Here is a 22,703-nt window from a genome sequence, read left to right as displayed (position 1 = left end):
GGTCTCGCCTCGTTTGCTTAGCGCTGACGCGGAATGATAACTTCGACACGGCGGTTGAGCGCCTTGCCTTCGGCGGAACCATTGTCGGCAATCGGGCGGCCGTCACCATAGCCCTCTACCGATATGCGCCCCGGATTTGACAGGACCGACCCGAGTATCCCCGCCACCGCCTGTGCCCGCGCTTGTGAAAGCGCAGTATTATCGGGGAAAGCGAGACTGTTGATCTGGTCGGAGTCTGAGTGCCCCTCGATCGTAACTTGCCCCGGCTCCGCCTCAACCGCGCGACCGATGCGTTCGAACAAATCGGCGCGGCCGGGCTCAAGCCGGTCAGAACCGGACTGGAACAACTGGCCGACGGTTGTGCGCACACGCACGGTGCTGCCGTCTTCTTCCACCACGACGAGGTTCTGCCGCACTTCGGGTTCGAGGAATGTGCGCATCCTCACCAATTGGTCGCTCTCCGCCGCAGGGGGCGGGGCAGCGCCAACCCGTGAAAGACGAAGATTTTCCTGCGGCATCAGCGCCTTGGTGCCTTGAAGCGAATCCGAACCTGCCGTCATCAACAGCAAGCGCAACACAATGTAGATCGCCAGCAGCAGCGCCAGCGCGGCAGCAGCGGCAAGCGCAATCTTGCTCCACGGACTGATCTTGCGCAGCGGTGCATCTGCGCCGCGCCACATCGGCGAAACCTCGACCTGCGAAAGCGAGCGCGGATGTTCGAGTGCGCCATAAAGGCTGGTCAGGATCTGCTGCAAGCGCGCACGGCCATCGGGCATCACGCGGAAACGGCCTTCGAACCCCGCAGCAAGGCAATCGGCGTAAAGCTCGATCACCTCGGCGTTCTGGCCAGGACGTGCGAGCATATCGTCAACCAACTGCCAGAACCGGTCACCGCCGATGTTTTCGCGGAAAAAGCTGACCACAAGGCTGCGCCGCGCCCATTCAGCACCATCATTTCCCGAACCGGGAAGGTTCTGGGCAATATCGTCAATCGTGGCGCAGATGCCATAGCGCGCCCGCATCCGCGTTTCTTCGGGGTATAGCGGCGCAATCGCCCGGTCGTATGCAGCAACGGCTTCCATTGCCTCGCGATGGAAATCGGGCATCGAAATGCGTGCACGGCCTGATCGCACAGATGCGGCCAAGGCCAGCACTGTGCCGGCCTCGATCACCAGCGGGCTGCGCGTATCCCGTGGGCGTGAGGGCACGGGAATGTCATCGTCGTTGAGGCGGCGTCCGCCCCCCATCATCGGCTGCGGCGCAGCGAACGACGGCGGTGGCTCACCGAACCCGGCGGGCGGTGCGCCAAAGCCGGACGGTGGCGCTTGCGGCGGCATAGGCGGCTGCGCCATCGGCGGCGGAGCGCCCCATGCGCCACCACCCGAAGGAGGCTGCGTGGTCGGCGAAGGCTGCGCTGGCGCACCTCCGCGCATCCCGGCCAGCGGGGATGGCCGGAAAACCGTGCGATTGCCGTTGTCGGAAGAACCGTCTCCGCTCATGCCGAACGTCCCCTCAGCCAAGCCTTCAACCTAGTCGGCGCCGCGCTCATCGCGCCGCCCTTTTCACGCACCACAGTTCCATCCGCAACTGGGGCCAATCACCCGCCACGTGCAGGCCGAGCGCGGTGGCAGTGGCAAAATCGCGCCAATCGCCCACACCCCGGTCGAGCTCAAAATAGACGAAGCCCGGCAGAACGCGAAGCTGCGATGGTGGTGTCGGCGTGTGCCGCAACGGTACGCCCGGTAGCGCGGAATCGACGATCTGGCGCATCTTTTCGACCGCGCCGATCTTGGCCACGGCTGGGAACATCTGCCGCACTTCGTCCGCCGATGCTGCCGCACGCACGGCAAGGTAGAAATAGCCATGCTGGTACAGATTGCGGTCGGTAATGGTGGAAGTCCACGCACCTGGCCCCATCGGTTCGAGCGAGAGTTGTACGGCAGACCGATCAAACACCGCCGACAGCATCGATTGCAGCAGATCAAACAGCGGCTCGAACGTGCCCCGCAAGTTCTCGTGATCGTAGGCGGGCAGTGGCGGAGCCTTGCGTTCCGGTTTGACCAGCGTCGCAATCTCTCCGGCCAGACTGGCCAGTTCCTGATACATTCGCTCAGGATGCACCATCGGCAGTGATTCCAGATGGCGCAGCACCGGAATCCAGCGGTTCAGCGCTTGGAGCAGCAGGAAGCTGGCGAAGGTTTCCGCGCCACCATCGGTTGCCTCAACCGCGCGGAGAGCCAGCTCGTCAGAGCGCTGTTCGCACCGCCCCAATATGTCCACCAACCCGTGCCGCAACGGCCGCGATGCGCGAATATCGAGCAGCGGCGGGATATAGCGGTCATCGAACATGACCTTCTTGCCCTGCATTTCGCGGATCTGACCCAGCCCGCACAGAATGCGGCCATAAGTCTGGTCGCGCGTCACGCCCAACCGCAGGTTGGGCCGCGCCACTTCGATCGGCTCCTGACTGCGGTCCTGCGAGAAGCAATCGGCAATCTCGCTCTCTTCCACCAGAAAGCGGATGTCCGGCCCGGCACTGTCCACTTCGTCAAACTCTTGCGCGCCGATCTGCGCGGCAGGCAGCGTGAGGAAGACCACGGCATCGCGTGTATCAAGCGGCACATCCAGCGGGGGCGGGGGCGCCATATCATCAGGGATTGAGAACGGCGTGCCATCGGGCATTACCCCCTTGGCGCGCACCAGCGTGAACTTGCCGATGGCGGCAAGATCCTCGTCCACTTCAACCTCGGTCAAACCGCCAGGCGACACGACTTCCGAACGACATCTGCTCCCCCGATAATCAGCAAGATACTGTTAAGCACAGCTTCACCCTTCGCAAAAGCACGGTTATAGCTTGGCGCGAATATTTCGCGGCAACTGTTCCCGCTTCAAGGCACAATTTGCGATGGACGACGATTCTTTCGATCCAAAACAATGGGTCACCGGTAACGTAGCGCAATCTGCACCATCCGGCCCCAAAACGGACTCTGGTGAAGGCGTTGGCAATTTCTGGCGTGAAGCCATTGGTTCTGCGCCATCCCCCACCAATGTTGCGCCCCCTGTTGCGCAATATGAACCGACTTCGTCGCGCCGACCAAAAGATTTGCGCCTTACCTTCGCCATCGCCGGATCGGTCGCGGTGCTTGGCGCGGGGGCGATTGGCGCATGGCTCACCCGCAGCGATCCCGCGGTGGCCCCCATGGCTGTGCCTGCCGCTGTCAGTGCCCTCGGCAACACCATGCAGGAGCGCGCGCTCAACCTGGCTGGACCAGGCCAATTGGCCGGTGCGCTGATCGAGGCCGGCGTGCGTGCCGACGATGCCACCGCGGCCGCCGCGGCCGCCGCGCCGCACCTTACCAGCAGCGAAATCCATGCGATCATCGTGCTGGAACCGCGCGAGGGTGGCGCGCTGCTGCAACAGTTGCGCGCTGTTCATATCGACGGCTCCGGCGTCATGCTCGCCCGTGCGGCCGATGGCACCTTCTCGATTACGCCGCTCGTCGCCGATGTCAGCCGCAAGATCGAAGTTTTGCGCGGCGAAATCGACAGTGAAAGCTTCTACACCTCGGCCGTTTCGGCAGGTCTGATCGACACGCTGATCCCTGAATTCATCAACGCCTTTTCCTATGACTTCAACCTTGCGTCCGAAGTCAGCCCTGGTGACGTGTTCGAGGTTGCCTACGATCAGGAAGTCAACGCCAATGGCGAACCGGTCGGCCAGCCCAAGCTGCTTTACGCCCAGTTGACTACGCCGAAGAAAAGTCTCGCGCTCTACCGCTTTCAGGCGCCCGGCGAAGATGCGGGCTGGTTCGACGGTAATGGCGCCACCACCAAGCGCGGCCTGATGCGCACGCCGGTGGATGGTGCACGCATTTCCTCGAAATTTGGAATGCGGTTCCACCCGGTACTGCACTACAACAAGCTGCACGGCGGCACCGATTTTGCCGCCCCGATCGGTACGCCGATCTATGCCGCTGCCGATGGCACGATTGAATTTGCCGCGATGAAGGGCGCGAACGGCAACCTTACGGTGCTGCGCCACGACAACGGATGGCGCACGCTCTATCTGCACCAGAACGTCTTTTCCCCCGGCATCGCGCAAGGTGTGCGCGTGACGCAAGGCCAGCACATTGGCGATATCGGCACCACTGGCCGCTCTACCGGTCCGCATTTGCACTACGAAGTCCACATCGACGGGGAACGCGTCGATCCCCTCAGCATTCCGGCTGATGAAGCGAGCCGGAAACGCATGGACGGTGCCGCACTGCAAGCATTCCTGAAGGAGCGCGACCGCATCGACATGGCCCGCAGCCAGCGCACGTCTTAGGCCGGAGCCGTAGATGGCGCGGTACGATGTGCAGCGCGGCGACCGACCAGCAAAGGCAGGATCGCGGCGATCATGACCACTACGGCACCAAAGCTGGCATTCAGGCCTTCCTCATTGCCGCCCCACAGCGGATTGCCGACAAGATCGAAATCCATGATCGATCCCAGCAATTCGTTGCCCGGATTGGGCACCAGCCCGAACAGCCCATCTTCGCTGCCATTCCACGCCGCATGGGCTGCTATCGGAGCCAGAATTCCCCCACTCCGCAGGGCCAGCAGGCCAAACAGCAGCCCCGCCAGCGTGATGAACACCAGCGTCAAAGGCTGGCGCGCACCACCGATCAGGTGGAACCCGGCAAACAGCAAGGCGCTGCCGCAAACGCTAGCCACCTGTCCCAGCCGTTGCGACAAAACGGGCAGCAACCACCCTCTGAACAGCACTTCTTCCATGGCAGACTGCACCAAGGTCAGCCCAAGGCCCATCAGCACCAGCGCGGTCAGCCCCGTCGCGCCGCTGCCCGCCACAACCGTGCCGCTCAACCAGCTCATCACCAGCGCGCCGCTCAACCCGCCCGCGCCGACTGCCAGCCCAGCCGTGGTCCAGCCGACCGGAGCCCTGCCCAGTCGCAACACTTTTGTGCCGCCCAGCCAGCCAGCCAGCAGAGCGAACAGCAACAATGGCACATAGAGCGTCAAAGTGAACGCAGCGTAGATGCCCGGAGTTGTCTCCCCGCCCAGAATATCCGGCGCGAGGAAGACAACGGTCAGCACCCAGCTCCAGGAAACGAGCAGCCCCGCGCCAATGGCCAGCCATTGCCGCCATGCCGGTGCGCCCACTTCAGCCGATCCGGTTTGCGCCATCGAACAACCCTCCCTCGGTCAGCCGGTAGTGATGCATCGCCGTCCCACCTGCGCTTTCGACCGAGAACTGCTGCACGCCCTCGAACCACGGCGCACGCTCCTCTGGCGTCGCCGCGCGGATATACGTGTTGAATACGCGTGGATCGTAAAAGCGGAAAAGCACAATCATACCGTCAGGCAACTTGGCCTGAAGGAAACGCCGCAAGTGGCGTTGCAGGCGGTCGATTGGCATGTCGGTCAACAACATCAGGCCCCAGCTCGCCCCATGACCATGCTGTTGCCATACGCCGAGCAGTTGTTCGCCGGAATCGATCTTCACCAGCCAGGGCGACGCTGCAACCAGTTGCGCGTCCAGATCGCGCCCCTTGAACAGGCACACGTGACCCCGGCACGATCGGACAAGATCGACCAGCCTTGGGTCCTGCGCGCAGTCGATCACGGCGTACCAGGCAGCGCTCATGTCGCCATGCCTATCCGATTTGCGCCTTGCTGCATTGTTCGCAGAACGGCAGCCCTTCCTTGGCAGCGGCGATCATCACTTTGGCCATATCCGCAAAGGCAGTGCCCTGCCCTTCCACGCCAATCGGCAGGTTGACCAATGCTTGCGCCAACCCGCCAAGGCTGGCGCTACCGGCATCACCGATCAGGACGGTCGGCATCCCCACCACGATCACGCCGCCATGTGCGGTCATGTCACCCATGCGCGCCGCCGGGCTTCCCTGCACCAGCACGGTAAACGAGCCGAGCACGATGACATCGGGTGGGCCGACGCACACGGCCTTGTCCCCGATCCGGGCCTGTGGAAGGCATCCGGTGAGCACCTTGAACGCTGCAGGTGGCAGGATTGGACCGCCGACGTGCGGCACCGTGCCCGTCACCATCGGGCAAGTGTGCATGTCGGTGATACGCGCAGCGGGTTTACCCATGGTTCCTATCCTTGACCGCCGCCTTGGCCCTTGCCGTGCGCAAGATCACAGATGAATGCCAATTTTTGCAGAGCACGCCTTGAGCCTACTCCTCAGCACACCTTAGGGCCAGCCCGCCTGCACGTCAGCGTCAACGCGAACCGGCGACGCCCCCTTCCACCAACGCCACAGCCGGGGCTGCTCCCCGTTCGACCGCCAATTTCGCAGCGCCGTTCAACAGCGACTTCTGCGCATCGCCGATCAGGACGAATGCGCCCCAATAGAGCGGGTGCGAGCTGTCACGGTTGGTCATCAACGAAACTTGCGCCTTCTGCAAAGCACCACCGATGGTATTGTCGCGGGCATTGGCATAGAAATCGGTGATCAGTTCAACGCTCTCCCCCGCGTCCGAAATCGGCCAATAGGTGGAAAGCACTGCCTGCGCGCGTGCCGCAAGGAAGGCACGAACCAGCCCGTCGAGCGAAGCGCCGACTTGTTCCTGCCCGGCCGCACGCGATGCAGAACTGGTTACGCCGGCTGATGTATCGCAGGCTGAAAGCACCACAAGATTCGCATCAAGCCGCAACTGCGCCACTTCTTCGAACGACAGGATGCCATCCGAATTGGCTTCACCCACGCTGGTCACCAGTGCAGGCGGAGCCTTGGAGCAGGCCCACTGCCCTTCTGTCAGCCCATGGGTAGCAAAGTGCAGTACCTGAAACTGATCAAGGTCGGTGCGGCTGCGCACGTTGGTATCGGTAAACTCGGCTCCGATCACTTCGGGCGCGTTTGGCACGCCAAGCGCAGCGCTGGCCTGCCGCAGTTCAATCGCATCAATCGGCTGCACCATGCGGCTGAGTTCAGCCACCCGCGACAGTTCGACTTCGCAGTTGGTGCCGATGCTGACCATCACACCATCGACGTTAGCCTCCAGCGGCATCGGCTGATGCTGCGCAAAACCGATGAATGGATAAGGTGCCTGCGACGGCGCCAGATTGCGCGAGACAATCAGCGAACGCGGCGAAAGCGCAGTCGACAAAGACATCTTGCGCGCCAGGAAGCCGACGCCGGTATAGTTGTAGGGATCTTTGCGGCGCGATTTGGCAAAGGCGGTTGTTGAGGCATCATCAGCCACAAGCACGCCTACCGGCAAGGTATCGAGCACGCCTGACCCGTCGATGACGAGCGAAGAGTAGGCCCCCACGCGGCTTGCCGCCGGGCCGATCAGCAGCTTGTACAACGCATTTGCGCCCGCCACCGAGAAGATCGGAACCTTGTCTCCGCCGCCGGTAATGGTCTCACGGACAGACTTGATCAGCGGCTCGATTTCCACGGCGGGACGCGCCACGCGGTAAATGCGCGTGCCTTCTGCATCGATCAGCGCACCGAACACGTAACCGCCAACCTTGCTCAGCTTGAGATAGCCCTCGCCCGGCTTCAACACCGCGCGAATTTCGCCAACCGAGGCCGGTGTATCGACAACCTGACGGAACGATCCGTTGGAAGCGAGTTCGTTCTGCAACGCGAAAGACCGGTTTTCCAGTTCGGTGCGCCGTGCTTCGAGAGCCTGAATTTTGGCGGCATCGCCACCAGCGGCGATCTCGAAGCGCAACTTGTTGATCTCGCGCTCAACTTCCTGACGATCCTGCACTTTTGCGGCAAGCGCCGGATCAGAAGCGATCAGCGACTGCAGCTGCACAAATTGCCGCGCGATAGCCGGGGTCGACGCTGCCTGCATGGCGCGGAAGAACCGTTCGGGCGAGGTGCCATCGGGGCGTTGCGCCGCATCGTTGACCAGCGCATCCAGATAGCTGCGCGTCTGGGTTGGCAGGCCACCGGTGCCGGCATCGGCCGAAATCAGGCTGGTCACAGCCTCGTCGAACTGCGCCAGCACTTCCTCGGTCGAAGCGCCGCCGCCCGACAGGACGGCTGCACGCTCAAGCTGAACTTGCGCCAGCGCGGGACCGTTGTCGCCCGCATCTTCAGCCAGCCGAAGGTAGCCAATCGCCTTGTCGAGCGAGCCCAGCGCTGCTGGTCTGTCACCACCGCGCAACTGCATTCGCGCGCGCTGCCGTTCGATCCGCGCGGCCAGCCAGAGAAGCTGCTGCTGCGGGATCGGCTGGCGCCGCAGCGCGTCAAAGCTGGCATCCGCCATGCCAAGTGCCGTCGCCGCTTCTGCTGGCCGGTTCTGGCCAAGCAGCGCCACGCTGCGCGCCCATCCGGCCTGCGCATCGATCACCAACTGGGTGCGCGTGCGATTGTCCCAGGCCGAAGCCAGCGCCGAACCGGGGCCGCCGGTATTCGGGGCTTCGTTCAGGGCCTGAACCTTGCGCGTATCAAGCAACGGCTGGCCTTCTGGCGCTTCGCCCAGCATCGCCATATCCAGTGCGGATGCGGCAACCGTGAACTCACGCTTGTTGATCAGATGCAGCGCTGCATAGTTGCGGCTCTTCATCTGCAACACGTCAGCGCCGGGGATGCCCGCATTCTGTGCCAACAACCCGCTAGCCCGGCCAAAGTAATCATCCGCCGAATCAAAGAAGCGCAAGTTGGAGTCGGCAAGACCGGCCAGCAGCAGCAGATCGATCCGGGTGGCTGGTGCAGCGTCCGCAGGCAGGCGCGCCAGCGCGTCGCTGACGATACGTGCGGCATCAAGGTGCAGACCCTGGCGCACCAGGCGCAACCCCTGTTGCAGTGCGTCTTCTGCATTGGCAACCGCGCCCGCAGAGGTGTTCTTCACCGCAGGCGACGGGGCGAGAACGCCTACTTCGACAGCCGCTGTGGTCGTGCGGGTGCGATCCTGATTGGGAGCAGCAGCGCCAGAGATGAAGCGCAACGCCTCTTCGGCAGGACCCTGCGCGAGCGGTACCGCACTCGACGTATAGATCCGGCCATCGCGCGAGAAACGCGTCTCGATCGTTTCCTGCCCCAGCAGTTTGTCGAAGCAGCGCCGAGCCGTAGCGGCGCCGATGCCCGGAAGAGTCACATCCATGCCCGGCCCACAATCGAGCAGCCCGTCAATCGGCGCGATTTCCGAAGCGCGCACTGACCGCACGATGCCCAGGAAACGGTTGGCGCTCGCGCCGCGGCAGGTGAACGTATAGCTGCCGCCGAACGCATCTTCTTTCCAGAATGGCGTGGCCACGCACGGATCACCCGGGCTGGTGCGGCCAAGCTCCAGCTGGTCGGGCAAATCCGCGGGCTTTGCGGCAACCGGTGCTGCGGAAACCGCAAGCGCCACCATCGAGAGCGAGGCGAGGAACGCGCGCTTCATCAATTGCCATCCTTCTTCTGTGCATCGCAGGTTCCATTCGGATCGCTGCATTCAATCGGAGTCATCGGAAGTTCGCCAAGGCCGAACGAGCCGACGTCATCAAACAGGGCGTCATTGTTGGTACCGACCAGCGGATCGAACGGCACCTGGAAGTCCGGCTTCACGGTAAAGATCGAAGTCCGAATATTGTCGAGTGCGGTCAGCGAAGGCGTGAGGTTCTGCACCGACTGGCAATTACCGCCACCGATCACACACCCGTTCAGACGCGACGCGCTGATATTGTCATAGTGCGCCAGCGGCGGATTGCCGAGCAGCGCAGTGGCCGCGTTGATGATGCCGTTGATCGAACCAAAAGCAGCAAACACCGGTTGGGTCGAACCACTACCAATGTCGAGCGCGAGCGACGATGGACTACCGTTGCCCAGTTTCACCCCAGCCCCCACCAGACTGTTGCCGGTGTTCTGGAACAGCGCGAAACCGGTGAAGTTGACCTTCATCGACCCAACATCAACCATCACGTCGTTGTTGATCGTCGTTGGGTTGTACAGCTTGCTGCCCGGATTGAGGTTCATGGCAAAGGCTGCGTCGCGCGAGCCTGTTGCAGATGCACTTCCACTTACAGCCGAGAGATCGGCCGCAAAATCATCTGCGCCCGATACGATATTGGCCGCCGAAAGCTCAAGCACACCACCATCGCTGGCGATCGAGCCTCCCTTGGTCGTCGACAACTGGATGATCGTGGTGTCGCTGCTGCCAAGCTTCAGCGTCGTATCGGCATCGAACGTGATGCGTCCGGTGACGTCGATGCGCTTGGCCGAAGCCGGCACGTTCACCGTTTTGGGAACCGTGAATTGCACGCGGCCGATCTCGACATTGTGCGCAGCATCGGAACCAAGTGTCAGGGTATCACTTGCCTTGAGCCGCGAAACCTCTGCGGCAGAAAGTGCAAAGTCAGCCGCCGCCGTAGTTACCTCATCGCCGATAGCAAGCTTGCCGCTTGCCGCGCCCGAATTGAACACGTTGATCGTCTTTGCAGTGACATCGGCCCCGATCGTGGCGTTGCTCGCCTGGAGGTTTACCGCGTTGCCCGCTGTCACCGGTCCATTCAGCGTGATGGCGCCAACCGAGGTGATTGCAACATCGGTCACAGCATCAATGCTGCCATGCGTTTCAAACGCGCCGCCCGCATTTGCGGCGAGGGTTGCACCCAACACCGACCCGACGACGGTATTGCCACCGGAGGTCAGCGATAAAGCCGATTGCTTGGCCGAACCGCCCTTGAGTGTTGCGCCGGGCAGGTTGATGTCGGTCTTGGCATTCAGCGTCAGCGCCTCGGTGCCCGCACCGTCGCTGTTTGATGTAAGCGTCAGGCCATTTGCGCCTTGCTGGATTGTTCCTGCACTGCTGGTCAGTGTGACAGTGCCCTTTGCAGCCTGCGTCTGGCCGCCCGCTTTGCCGAGGGTGATCGCCCCGGTCGTGGTAACGGCATAGTTCCCACCGGCAGAGACCGTGCCGAGTGTAGCAGTCGTGCCCGAAACAGTGGTGTCGATACCCGATGTTGCCGCCCCGACGTCGGTCGCCCCGGCCTTGACCAAGATCGAGCCTGCCGTGGCTGTGACGCTGTTGCCGGTGAAGGACGCTGCGCTCCCTCCGCTCGGTCCGCCCACGGTGACATTGCGCGCTGCCAGCAGCGTTCCCGCAGCAACCGCACCGGGCGATGTGACCACGATGTCGGTGCCGGCACCCTGCGTGGTTACTGTATCAAGCGTGACAGCGCCGCCAGCGGTGATCGCCGCAGCACCTGCTGCGGTGATTGCATCGTTTGCGGTAAAGGTCGTTCCGGCATTGGCGGTGAACGCCGCCGAGTTGATCGTGCCCAGAGTGGTGCCCGCACCTGACGTGACCGACACGACCGACTGCTTGCCCGGCCCGCCATTGAGCGTCGCAGTGCCCAGCCCGATCGCGCTTCCTGCGCTGAGGGTGATTGCGGACGTGCCACCTCCCGCATCGTTCGACGTCAGCACAAGGCCGGTTGTGCCTTCGCTGATCGAGCCGCCCGTGCTGGTGATCGCAACCGCACCAGTTGCCGTCTGCGTCTTGTTGCCCGCACGGCCCAGCGTGATGTCGCCAGTTGCATTGGCCACATAGTCCGTGCCCGCATCGACCGAACCGACCGCAATCGTGCCACCGGCGAACGCCGCGTCAAGGGTAGTGCCTGCTCCTGATGTGGCCGAGGCCACATTGACCGCGCCGGCTTTAACGCTGATCGCGCTTCCGGCGGTGATCGTCGAACCGGTGGTCCCGCCAATCGCTCCCAACGATGCGGCATGGCCAGCGCCAGTGCCCTGCACGGCCACATTGCCGCCCGCCATCAGCGTGTTCGCCTGAACCGCCCCTGCGCTCGTGACTGTTATATCGACCGTGGCATCAACCACCTTGGCCGCAACCGACCCTGCCGTGACCATGGCATTGCCGTTTGCGTCAACGAGGTTTGCAGTGAACAATCCGCCGGCATTCACACCAGCGTTCGCAGCCAAGACTGTATCAATCGTCATGCCATTGGCCGAAGCAAGCGAAACGTCGGATGACTGCGCCATGCCGCCGCGCAACGTCGCCCTGCCAAGCGCAATGGCATTGCCTGCATCAAGCGTAAGCGCTTCACCACCGGCATTGTCATCGTTCGATGTCAATGTGACACCGACCACGCCCTCACTGATCGAACCTGTGGCGCTGTCTATCGTGATAGCCCCACCTGCTGTCTGCGTCGTATCGCCCGCGCGGCCCAGCATGATGTCGCCTGTGGCGTTGGCCACATAGTTCGTACCCGCATCGACCGAACCGACCGCAATCGTGCCACCCGCGACCGCCGCATCAAGCGTGGTGCTTGCCCCCGATGCCGCCGAGCCCACGTTGATCGCGCCAGCCTTCACACTGATTGCACTTCCAGCCGCAATCGCTGCGCCAGTCGCGCCGTTGAACGATGCCAGCGACGCCGCATGGCCACTGCTCATGCCACCGACAGTCACATTGCCGCCTGCAATCAGCGTGTTTGCGTTCACCGCACCGGTACTAGTCACCGTGATCTGGCCAGTTGCATCGACCACCTTGGCTGCAACAGTCCCTGCCGAGATCGAAGCATCGCCATCGGCATCCACCAAGTCCGCTGTGAACGCGCCGCCTGCCGTGGTAGAGAAGTTGGCTGAGAAAGCCTCGTCAATCGTCGTACCGTTGCCCGAAGTCAGCGAGATGTCCGACGTCTGCATTGTGCCGCCGCGCAGGATCGTGTCGCTAAGATCAATGGCACCACCGGCGTCGAGCACAAGCGTCTCTGAACCCGTGTCGTCGGCATTCGATGTCAATTCAAAAGACGAAGTTCCGTTCGAGATCGTGCCGCCAGCCGTTATCTCCACCTTGCCACCGGCGGACTGTATCCTTTCGCCACCGTTTCCAAGGATGATGTCGCCGCCAGCCGTTGCGATGTAGTCCGTGACCGCCGTGACGGTACCGGTCCGTATCGTTCCCCCGCTGACTGACGCATCCAGCGTGACGCCCATGTTCGAATTGACATTGTCCAGATCGATGGCCGCAGCCTTGATATTGACTGCACCGGTAGTGGAAGTGACCTGCCCAGTGCTTCCTGGTCCAGTTAAAGTAACCGAAGCAGCATGTCCCATACCAGGCCCGCCCACGGTAACATTGCGCGCGGCCATGAGCGTTTTGGCCACAACCGCACCTGGCGTGGTGACCAGGATGTCGCTCATTGTCCCTTGCGCTGCAACGGTATCAAGCGTGACGTCCCCGCCTGCGGTGATCAAAGCCGTGCCCACAGCAACAATCGCACCATTTGCAGTGAAACTCGTTCCGGCATCACCTGAGAATGCTGCAGAGTTGACCTTACCCAGCGTCGTCCCAGCATCTGACGTCGTAGTAACCGCAGACTGCTTGTCCGATCCGCCGTTCAGTGTCGCATTACCAAGATTGATCGCACCAGTCGCATCAATCGCAAGCCCCGCCGTGCCGCTGCCCGTACTATTCGATGTCAGAACAAGGCCTGTCGTTCCTTCACTGATCGAGCCGCCGGTGGTGGTGATAGTTACCGTACCTGCTGCCATCTGGGTCTTGTTGCCAACGCGGCCCAGTGTGATGGTGCCCGTTCCGGCTACCGCATAATCCGCACCCGCAGCGACCGTGCCAATATTGATCGTGCCAGGGCCAGTATTGGCTTCCAATGACGTATCTGCAACCGACGTGGCAGAAGCGACATCGATTGCCCCAGCCTTCACGCTGATTTCGCCACCGGCAGAGATCACCGAACCACTGGTTCCGCCAATAGCGGTCAACGAGGTAGCATCGCCAGTTCCAACGCCCTTGATGGTAACATTGCCACTGGCGATCAACGTGTTGGCCGCCAGTGCGCCCGGGCTTGTAACAGCAATATCACCAACAGCGTCAATTCGGTCTGCCGTGAATGCACCCCCTGTGTTCGAATCGAAGTTCGACGCAAACGCCTTGTTGATCGTCGTGCCATTTACCGAGATCAGCGAGATGTCCGACGATTGCATAGCCCCGCCATTCAATCTGGCAGCGCCAAGTAAAATGGCATTGCCAGCATCCAAGGTCAGCCGTTCACCACCAACGTTGTCATCGTTGGAGATTAGCGTAACGCCGCTTGACCCTTCAATGATCGAACCTGTGGCACTATCAATCGTTATGGCACCGCGGGCTGTCTGGCTGTTTGCCGCAACCGTCCCGAGCGTAATGTTGCCATCGGCGAGCGCGGAATAGCTGGTACCAGCATCAACCGTGCCGACCCTAATGGTGCCAGTCGCAACTGTAGCGTCGAGCAGCGTCAACGTGCCCGAATTGACCGTATCGACGTCAATGGCAGTAGCATTGACATTTACCGCCCCCGCCATCGCTTCGGCAGCACCTGCGGTGAAGGCGGCGGCATGAGTTCCGGGAATGCCCGAAACGGCCAGATTGGTGCCTGCCTGTATCTTGCCATCGGCACTAATTGCACCATCAGACCGCAACGCGATTGATGACGCGGCAGTTGCATTATCCAGTGTCATCGAGCCTGCAAAAGCAGTGATCAAGCCTGTGCCCGCCGTCAGTATCGGCTTGAGTGTGGCCGATCCGATCCGGCTGGCGGGGCTGCCCAAGCTCGAAATCACGATATTGCGCGAAGCATTGATCGTCGCAGCATCAACCGTGCCTGCGGTCGTCAGACGGATGTCCTGATCGGCGCCGTTAGTCCGTGCAATTGCCAAAGCAATATTGGCGGCATCAATCTGGATGGCATTGCCTGCACCGCTGGATGAATTGTCAGCGGTGATCATGCCTGTGGACGTAAAGGTTCCAGCCAGCGCTGTCCCTGTAAGCTTGGTCGCCTTTGCCGTGCCCATCGTGACATCGCTGGCCGTCGACGTCACAGTCACCGCGGCCGATGGCAGCGTGCCACCATCAAGCCGAGTATCGCCCAGCGCAACCGCATTGTTCGCCTTAATGGAAAGAGCATCTGTCCCGACATCGTCGGCATTTGAGCGCAGCGTCAACGCCGTTGATCCGGCGCTTCGATTGACCGCACCAAAGGTCGATTTCACGGTGATACGCCCGTCGGAAAAAATACTGCTCGCACCCGCAGCGCCGAGCGCAATGTCACCCGCCGCGTTGTCCAGATCGGTTTCGACCGTGAGATTGCCGCCCAAAAGGCCCGAACCGAGAGCTACGCTGGTCTTGCCCTGAAGAGAACCTGTCGTGCCCGCCCGCAAAGCACCAACATCAATAGCGTCGGCGGTGGCTGTGACAGATCCGGTACCGGCCCGCGCCGTGCTCGCAGTGAACGAAGCTGCGTAGTCGGTGGTAATGCCCCTGGCGAGAAGCGTGTCGCCTGCCTCAACCTTTCCGACCACTGCAATCGCGCCATCCGAACGAAGCGTGACGTTCCCGCCAGCAGTTGCCGCCGCCAGCGACATCGAACCGGCAACTGCATTGATATTGCCTGCCGCTGCGGTCAGAGCGGTATTCACAGTCAGACTGGAAACCGGCGCACCGGTGCTTCCAATCACCACGGTCCGCTCTGCCGCAAGCAGATCGGCAAGCACTGCGCCACCAGTGGTAAGGCGCAAATCCTGATCAGTGCCCAGCGCGCGCGCGGTCGTCAGCGTGATGCCGCTCCCCGCCGTGATCGAAACAGCACTACCCGCCGCAGCCGTGCTGTTCCCACCATTGACCGTGCCGTTCGCCGCAAACGTCGTTGCAGCCGTGCCAGTGAATTTAGAAGCGTTGGCCCCGCCAATTTCAACCGAACCCGTATCAGACTGCACCGTGACTGCAGCTGTGCGAGCAGCGCCACCGGCCAAGGTCGCGTTTCCAAGATCGATTGCGCCAACAGCATCAATCTTCAACGCACCTGTCCCCGCATCAGTGCGGTTTGACCGGATCGTAAGGTCGGCTGCGGTAGAATTGATCGCCCCGCCGGTCGATTCCAGATCGATCGCGCCACCTGCAAGAATCGTCTCGGTTCCGGCGATGCCCAGCGTCAGGTCGCCATTTGATGTCACATCAATGGCACCGTCGGTTTGAACTGTGCCCACTGCCACGGAATCCGATGCGCCTGCACCCGATTGCACCAACACATCGCCCGTCGCGGCGATGCGCGCCACGGTGGCGCTGGCATTCGACCGGACGGTCACGTCGCCATTCAGGCCGGTGGTTGAAAGCAGGCCCTGGCTGTCGATGTTTGCACCGGCAACCGGGTCACCGCTGACAATCGGGTCGGATGACGTGGTAAGCGTTACACCACCGTTGTCGGCCGATGCGATCAGCCGACCGCCGGTATCGACTTGCAGCAACGTGCTGATGGTATTGGTAGCGTTGGAAGCCGCCACAACGATGTTGCGCCCACTTACCTTGCCAGTGCCGAGCACCTGGACGCCGCCCATTTCGGTGCCAGCCAAAATGTTGAAGCTGATCGGGCTACCCGTGGTTGGCGTGAAGCTGACATCGCTTGCTGCAACGATCAGCACTTCACCGTTGGCATCCACATCCTTGCCGATGTTGATTTGCTCACCCAGCAGGACCAGCGCACCTTCGGTAGCGATCTTGCCCGCGCCTGGTACGAGCTTGATTTCCATTGCCGTCAGCGGGTTGCCGTCAACATCATTCTTGATGCCAAGCGCCTGTCCCAAACCCAAAGTCTTGCGCTGCAAACGCACCGAGGTGCCGCTGAATGCATCGGCCCCTGTCTCACTGCCAATGAAGTCAAGCGAGGACACAACCAGACTGCCACCGCTGAACGCCCCGGTCGGCCCGAATGTGATTCCCGACGGGTTGATAAGCCACACCGAAATGTTGTTGCTGCCGCCGTTCGAGGCATTGACCGAGCCGTTGATATACGACGGGAAGAATGTTTGCGTTCCCATTACATCCATGCCGATCACACGGTTCACCACGGTGACCGGTGTAGAATCAGTCACTGATGCGGCCGTCGATACGAAGTTCACCGTGTTCCCGGCATCGACCGAAAAAGTGTTCCAGTTGATGACCCGGTTGTTGGCCAGCGCGTCAACCGTCAGCGTGTTTCCAACAGTGCTGATGTTGGCCCCGCCAGCGTTGGCCAGTTCGGGCAGTGCCTGCCCAAATGCCGTATGCGCCAGGAAAACTGAGGAAATGCAGGTTGCGATGCCAGTGCCGAGGCGGAGGGCACGACGCTTGCCGTTGATGGCGTTGTTCATCGATTTAACTCCCCGGTCTATCACAGGTTGAACGGAACGAACTGGAAGGTCATCGACACAAGGACCCGGTCATCGGGTCGTCTTGCGAAGGCGCCGGTCAACAGCGGCTTGTCCAGCGCGTGGGTATAAGTCACATCAAGACGGATGGCCTGCGCCACCGACATGCGCGCGCCGCCGCCCACCGAAGCGATGTAGCGCTCCTTTTCGGAGGCGTTGGGGCCAATGTTCCACAGCTTCACACCTTCGTAGAAACCGTAGAGTTGCCCCTTCACCTTCTCGTCCAGCCTGAAGTTCAGACGTGGTTCGACAACGAAGCCCACTGCGCGGTCACCGGTGTTGGCACCTGGATCATATCCGCGACCAATGGTGAAGTTGCCGATGGCGTAGGTGTCATAGTTCAGCAACGCGCGGTTGGCCCACTGGCCGTTGACCTTGCCCGAAAGTTCGAACACCGGCCCGGCCTTGTAGAACCCTTCAACACTGCCGCGCACCACGGTGGCCAGCGCACTGCCATCGGTGCGGGAAATCCCAAAGCCGCCGACGGGAATGTTGTTGCGCGATGCGCCGAACACATCGATGCCCCGGCGCAGTTCCAGCGAACCGGAAACGCCGGCAATCTGCTCGCCCACCACGCTCAATTTGGCCTTTGAACCATCCAGACGCAGATAAAGCGTCGAAATACGATCGCGCGAAAGCGGGCTGGAAGGCAGGCCTGGCTGGAAAAAGCGTGAACGCTGCTGCGAGTATTCAAACCCGCCCGTCAGTTTCACCCGATCGGTCACCGTGCGCACCAGCGGATGCGAGAAAGCAAGCCCACCGACAATCGAAACGGTTCGCTGATCAAGCGAAAGCAGGTCCGGGCGCGCCTCGGCGATGGTTGCGCGCAGTTCCATCGTGGTCCCGGCGCTGTTCAGCATCATTGCATGGCGCAGCGCGGCAATGCGCTGCTCCTTGAAATCGAACGTGCTCTGCCCGGTCAGGGTCGTAATGTCACCCTGCCCCGTCAGGCCATAAAACTCGGCATGGATCAGTCCGGTCTCACGCCCGAGGAAATCAGCGTTGTAGTTCTGCAGGTTGGCAAGCAGCGAGAACGAGCGGAAAGAGACAGACAATTCGCCGATCAGATCGCCGGGGCGGCCACTCGCCGGGCTGAGCGCCAGTTCAACCGACAGCCCTGGAATATCGTTAGCCAGCAGCAGGATGCGCTCGGCTTCCGCTTCGTTCAGCGGATCGAGTTCCTTCAGCCGCTCGATACGGCGCTGCAACAGTGCCTCATACGGGCCCACATCGCCGCGCACGCGCATTTCAACGATTCGCCCGGACACGACTTCAAGCTTGAGCACGCCCGAATCGATCCGCTGCTGTGGCACCTGAACGCTGGCAACATACCGCGCCGCACGCAGGCGGGCCTGCACTTCATCGCGCAGATCACATACCTGACGGATCGGCTGTTCACCTGCGGCAGGAGTGATCCCGCCCAGAAGCTGCATGATCTCGCCCGGAAGCGCCACGCCGCCCGGCGCGGTGATCTCGATGCTGGTGATCGTCGTGCGGATGTCGCTGGTGGCAAGCGGGCAATCTCGATGCTGGTGATCGTCGTGCGGATGTCGCTGGTGGCAAGCGGGCACGGCCCCGGCTCAACGCCTTCGGATCGCACCGTCGCCGTAGCCTCGGGCGTCTCAGGCTTGCTGACCGGCAGATCAAGCTGATCTCTGGTCTGCACAGCCTGCTGCGCTTGCGCAGCCGTTGCAGAGATACCGATGGCAGCGACGCCAGCAATCGTGGCGAACAAAGGCTTCTTCAATTCCGTGCCCCCTGGAATACGCTTTCCCGACGGCACATTCATGCCGCCTTCGAAACTTCCTTGTGCGACCCGAAACTGCTTTTTTGTTCTGCCCGTTACCTGCCTTAGCACCGGTATGGAGTCAACGTGCGTTAACCTTTTTGGCACCAAGACTAAGAGTGCGCTTTACCGCATCTCATCGACCAAACATCTAGCACCCGCAAACGTGCGAGAATGTGACACAACACACGCTATTTTCAGCCGACTAATGGCGCCGAACAGGGTAAACGCAACAGCGGCCGGACTTTCGCCCGACCGCTGCAATCTGATCCAATTTGGATTTAGCGCAAAGCCCGTCAGGCCGGCAGCAACTTGCGTTCCACCGCGATGCGCTGAATCGCTTTTTGCAGCTTTTCAAACGCACGCACCTCAATCTGGCGCACGCGCTCGCGGCTGACGCTGTAAACCTGCGAAAGCTCTTCCAGCGTCTTGGGGTCATCCACCAGACGGCGATCGGTCAGGATATGGCGCTCACGCTCGTTCAGGCTGTCCATCGCCTCGACCAGCAACTGGTGGCGATAGCTCGCCTCCTCGGCATCGGCCACGGTCTCGTCCTGCAACGGGCGATCATCGGTCAGCCAATCCTGCCACGAACCCTCACCATCCTCGCGCATGGAGACGTTCAGCGACGCATCGCCGCCCATCATCATGCGCCGGTTCATGTTGATCACTTCCTGCTCTGGCACGCCCAGATCAGTCGCGATCTTCTTCACGTCATCGGGATGAAGGTCCGAATCCTCGAACGCTTCAAGGTTCTTCTTCATCCGGCGCAAGTTGAAGAACAGCTTCTTCTGCGCTGCGGTGGTGCCCATTTTCACAAGCGACCAGCTGCGCAGGATGAATTCCTGCATCGAAGCCTTGATCCACCACATGGCGTACGTGGCCAGACGGAAACCGCGATCCGGCTCGAATTTCTTCACGCCCTGCATCAGGCCGATGTTGCCTTCGGAGATAAGTTCGCTAACGGGAAGACCATATCCGCGATAGCCCATGGCGATCTTCGCCACGAGTCGCAGATGGCTCGTCACCAGTTGTGCGGCGGCTTCGGGGTCCTGATGTTCCTGAAAACGCTTGGCGAGCATGTATTCCTGCTCAGCCGTCAGCACGGGGAACTTGCGGATTTCCGATAGATAGCGGTTGAGGCTGGCTTCACCGCCAAGGGCAGGAACGCTAACCTTTTTGCTTCCCTCACTCACCTGAACACTTCCTTTCCTTGCGTCGGTTCCCTGTGATCGGCCCCCTGATGGGCGACCGGCGGCGGGACCACACTGTGCAGAGTCGCTTCGGCATATCCGGCCCGACTCCAAAGCCTGCTACTACAACATCGCCATAACTTTTGCATCCTGCCCCTCAGCGCACAGTTCGACGATGAGTTCCCGCATATCGACGGGCGTCGTGCTGATGAAGTGAACCGCCTTGCCACTGACGGGATGGATGAAGCCCAGTTCCGCCGCGTGCAGCGCCTGCCGCTGAAATCCGAGCCGACTGAGCAGCGACCGAAGCCTTGAAGGTGTGCGTCCATAAACAGGATCACCCAATAGCGGATGGCCAATTGACGCAAGGTGAACGCGCACCTGGTGGGTTCTCCCCGTCTCCAGCCGACACTCCACCAAGGCAGCACCCTCCAGCGCAGCCAGCGTGCGATAATGCGTCACGGCGTGCTTCCCGCGTCCGTCCTCCACCAGCGCCATCTTCTTGCGATCATGGCTGGACCGTCCAATCGCCCCGCGCACCGTGCCCGCAACCGGCACCGGCAACCCGGCCGTCACGCATTTATAGGCACGGATGATCGAGTGATCCGCAAACTGCTTGGCCAGTCCTTCATGCGCCACATCGGTCTTGGCCACAACCAGCAGGCCCGACGTATCCTTGTCGATCCGGTGCACGATCCCCGGCCGCGCCACCCCACCAATGCCCGAAAGCTGCCCCCTGCAATGATGCAGCAGCGCGTTGACCAAAGTCCCGTCGGCGTTCCCTACCGCCGGATGGACGACCAGCCCCGCAGGCTTGTCCACTACGATCAGCGCCTCGTCTTCATATACGACCACCAGCGGAATATCCTGCGCCACGGCATAGGACGGCGCAGCTTCAGGAATGGAAATCGTAAACGGCGTGCCTTCAGGCGGCTTGGCCGATGCATTGGCAGCCCGCACGCCACCGATGGCAATACGCCCCTCACCCAACAGCGCCTTGACCCGCTCACGCGAAAGCCCGCTCACATCGGCCAAAGCCTTATCAAGCCGCTGTCCGCCTGCGGGAACAGTCCCGGAAATGATCGTGTCAGCGCCCCCCATCAAGGAGGGATATGGGGAACACCTGAGTGGGACGCAAGGCAGGACGATCAATGATCGTGAGCGGTTAACAAACGCTTGAAAAGACCTTCAAGTTTGGAGATTTGCCAAATTGGCAGCATAGTCTCCACTGGGAATGACGGCAGTCGGAAAGTGATCAAACAAATTGTCTCCGCAACTCCTCGGGCCGAAATTTGGAATGATCGATAATCTGTGTAGCAGTTTCGTGTGCAGTCAGCGGAATAGCATTCGGATGTTCGCAACCGGCAAACCCGTCGCTATCGCCTTAAATCTGTTTGAGCAAAAAGTCCGACCTGAACGCTGCGCCATTGCCGCGTGTAGTCCATTTCAACCAGCGCACCACAATGCTTGCATGTAGCCAGCAATTCACCACCTCCGCGCCCGACCTTGCCTAATCGCACCTTAACTGCGGAATGATAATTGTATTCGCACAGTGCAAATCTGCGACGCAACCTGACGAACACTGATCTAGGAAAAAATTTTGCGGCAAAATCAACCATACCTGACTTTCTCATCACTACTTTCCCCGATTCCGAAACCCTGCCGTACTTGATACGATTCTCATTAAACGGGATTTTTGTTTCGAAATTTTTGCCTCTGCCAAATTCTCTTTATTGTCACAGATAAATCGGAGAAAAGAGCACAGCATTCCAAGAGAATATATTTTTGCGGTCGTCGTATAGGTTCGCTGAAATTGAAACCGGTCCAAATTGGAAAATGTGAATGTCCAAGGATAATCCATTGATGATGCAACGATCATGCCTGGTGGGATGACCGCGATCAGGGCGCTCTCAAAGGCTCCATCATCCAGAAAGCTCAGGGCCTTATCTTTCTGAGATTTGCAACTCAGTCCAAACGAGCATTCCAAAACGTAGGGAAGTACGTCAATGATTTTTGGAGCAACGTCGGACACTTCAAATGCCTGAATTTCTTCGCATGTATTTGCGAAATCACGAATATAATAAATATCATTTGAATTAAACATAACACTTTGATTCCTCGAATTCAAATCCTTTTAAAGCATAAGAAGATGGATAACAGTAAATTATCTCCAGATCTTTTCTAATAATTGATCTCAGATTGGAAATTAAGACACGTAGTGTGGATCTATTAATAGCACTTTTTCCAATAAAGCACGAGCAAAGATTTTCAACTGAAACTGGTTTTGGAGAATTCTGCAAAAGCAGACTTACTATTTCAACCTGCCTAGGAGTGATATTATTGACCCCAACTTCAGTAATTGCAGATTTCAAAACAATGTCTGCAGCGTCGGGCATGTTGCGAGAAAAAGTCAAGGTATAGCGCCTAACATGCGCACTCGCACGTACATGAGCCTCAGGAATTGCAGGTCGTGTCCCGGTACGTGGTGTAGGTTCTGCCGGTAGCGAAGCTGACCGGACACGCGCTAATCGATAAAGCGCTGTAGTGTCCGGTCAGTTTCGCGGG

Annotated in this window: 11 protein-coding genes and 1 pseudogene; 1 reads left to right on the top strand and 11 read right to left on the bottom strand. The window is 60.5% G+C overall.

The window, feature by feature from the left end:
- Window positions 1-17: 17 nt before the first annotated feature.
- Together icmH and tssK are read right to left on the bottom strand one after the other, a co-directional pair.
- Entirely contained in the window at window positions 18-1,499 is a 1,482-nt protein-coding gene (icmH, locus tag B7X90_RS03540) for a type IVB secretion system protein IcmH/DotU (protein ID WP_292621724.1), read from the bottom strand.
- A 46-nt stretch (window positions 1,500-1,545) separates the two neighbouring features.
- A pseudogene (gene tssK / locus B7X90_RS03535) lies at window positions 1,546-2,799 on the bottom strand (type VI secretion system baseplate subunit TssK); the annotation flags it as partial.
- Between the two features lie 106 nt (window positions 2,800-2,905).
- Between tssK and B7X90_RS03530 the strand changes: the two are divergent.
- Window positions 2,906-4,327 carry a M23 family metallopeptidase gene (locus B7X90_RS03530; RefSeq protein ID WP_292621723.1) on the top strand — a complete coding sequence of 474 codons (1,422 nt, stop codon included), beginning with the start codon at window positions 2,906-2,908 and terminating at the stop codon, window positions 4,325-4,327.
- Here B7X90_RS03530 and B7X90_RS03525 read toward each other — a convergent pair.
- From B7X90_RS03525 to B7X90_RS18340, 9 genes are all read right to left on the bottom strand, one after another.
- The gene (locus B7X90_RS03525; protein WP_292621720.1) at window positions 4,324-5,187 is read right to left on the bottom strand and encodes a type II CAAX endopeptidase family protein; all 864 of its coding nucleotides are present in this window, start codon (window positions 5,185-5,187) and stop codon (window positions 4,324-4,326) included. The two genes, B7X90_RS03530 and B7X90_RS03525, sit on opposite strands and share 4 nt — an antisense overlap.
- Window positions 5,165-5,647, bottom strand: a complete 483-nt coding sequence (locus tag B7X90_RS03520; RefSeq protein ID WP_292621718.1) for a DUF4123 domain-containing protein — start codon at window positions 5,645-5,647, stop codon at window positions 5,165-5,167. Before B7X90_RS03520 ends, B7X90_RS03525 begins: the two co-directional genes overlap by 23 nt.
- 10 nt (window positions 5,648-5,657) lie before the next feature.
- Window positions 5,658-6,113 carry a PAAR domain-containing protein gene (locus B7X90_RS03515; protein ID WP_292621716.1) on the bottom strand — a complete coding sequence of 152 codons (456 nt, stop codon included), beginning with the start codon at window positions 6,111-6,113 and terminating at the stop codon, window positions 5,658-5,660.
- 130 nt (window positions 6,114-6,243) lie between these two features.
- Window positions 6,244-9,366 (bottom strand): CHAT domain-containing protein, encoded by a 3,123-nt coding sequence (locus B7X90_RS03510; protein WP_292621715.1) that lies wholly within the window; start codon window positions 9,364-9,366, stop codon window positions 6,244-6,246.
- Window positions 9,366-17,102 (bottom strand): filamentous hemagglutinin N-terminal domain-containing protein, encoded by a 7,737-nt coding sequence (locus tag B7X90_RS03505; protein WP_292621713.1) that lies wholly within the window; start codon window positions 17,100-17,102, stop codon window positions 9,366-9,368. The genes B7X90_RS03510 and B7X90_RS03505 overlap by 1 nt, the downstream gene beginning before the upstream one ends.
- A 20-nt stretch (window positions 17,103-17,122) precedes the next feature.
- Window positions 17,123-18,730, bottom strand: coding sequence for a ShlB/FhaC/HecB family hemolysin secretion/activation protein (locus B7X90_RS03500; protein ID WP_292621711.1), 1,608 nt, complete (start codon window positions 18,728-18,730; stop codon window positions 17,123-17,125).
- Between the two features lie 511 nt (window positions 18,731-19,241).
- Window positions 19,242-20,141: an RNA polymerase sigma factor RpoH gene (gene rpoH, locus B7X90_RS03495; protein WP_292621709.1), complete on the bottom strand. Its 900-nt coding sequence runs from the start codon at window positions 20,139-20,141 to the stop codon at window positions 19,242-19,244.
- A gap of 120 nt (window positions 20,142-20,261) precedes the next feature.
- On the bottom strand, window positions 20,262-21,239 hold the full coding sequence (locus B7X90_RS03490) for an RluA family pseudouridine synthase (protein WP_292621707.1): 978 nt from the start codon (window positions 21,237-21,239) through the stop codon (window positions 20,262-20,264).
- A gap of 995 nt (window positions 21,240-22,234) precedes the next feature.
- Complete coding sequence (locus B7X90_RS18340; RefSeq protein WP_366409661.1) at window positions 22,235-22,534, bottom strand: helix-turn-helix domain-containing protein; 300 nt, start codon at window positions 22,532-22,534, stop codon at window positions 22,235-22,237.
- Window positions 22,535-22,703: the final 169 nt, after the last annotated feature.

The sequence above is a fragment of the Novosphingobium sp. 17-62-19 genome (assembly GCF_002256775.1).
GTDB lineage: Bacteria > Pseudomonadota > Alphaproteobacteria > Sphingomonadales > Sphingomonadaceae > Novosphingobium.
This window is presented reverse-complemented; position numbering and strand designations above follow the sequence as displayed.

Coding starts and splice junctions, on each gene's coding strand:
- icmH (WP_292621724.1), bottom strand. CDS start 1,499: ATGAGCGGAGACGGTTCTTCCGACAACGGCAATCGCACGGTTTTCCGG.
- B7X90_RS03530 (WP_292621723.1), top strand. CDS start 2,906: ATGGACGACGATTCTTTCGATCCAAAACAATGGGTCACCGGTAACGTA.
- B7X90_RS03525 (WP_292621720.1), bottom strand. CDS start 5,187: ATGGCGCAAACCGGATCGGCTGAAGTGGGCGCACCGGCATGGCGGCAA.
- B7X90_RS03520 (WP_292621718.1), bottom strand. CDS start 5,647: ATGAGCGCTGCCTGGTACGCCGTGATCGACTGCGCGCAGGACCCAAGG.
- B7X90_RS03515 (WP_292621716.1), bottom strand. CDS start 6,113: ATGGGTAAACCCGCTGCGCGTATCACCGACATGCACACTTGCCCGATG.
- B7X90_RS03510 (WP_292621715.1), bottom strand. CDS start 9,366: ATGAAGCGCGCGTTCCTCGCCTCGCTCTCGATGGTGGCGCTTGCGGTT.
- B7X90_RS03505 (WP_292621713.1), bottom strand. CDS start 17,102: ATGAACAACGCCATCAACGGCAAGCGTCGTGCCCTCCGCCTCGGCACT.
- B7X90_RS03490 (WP_292621707.1), bottom strand. CDS start 21,239: ATGGGGGGCGCTGACACGATCATTTCCGGGACTGTTCCCGCAGGCGGA.
- B7X90_RS18340 (WP_366409661.1), bottom strand. CDS start 22,534: ATGCCCGACGCTGCAGACATTGTTTTGAAATCTGCAATTACTGAAGTT.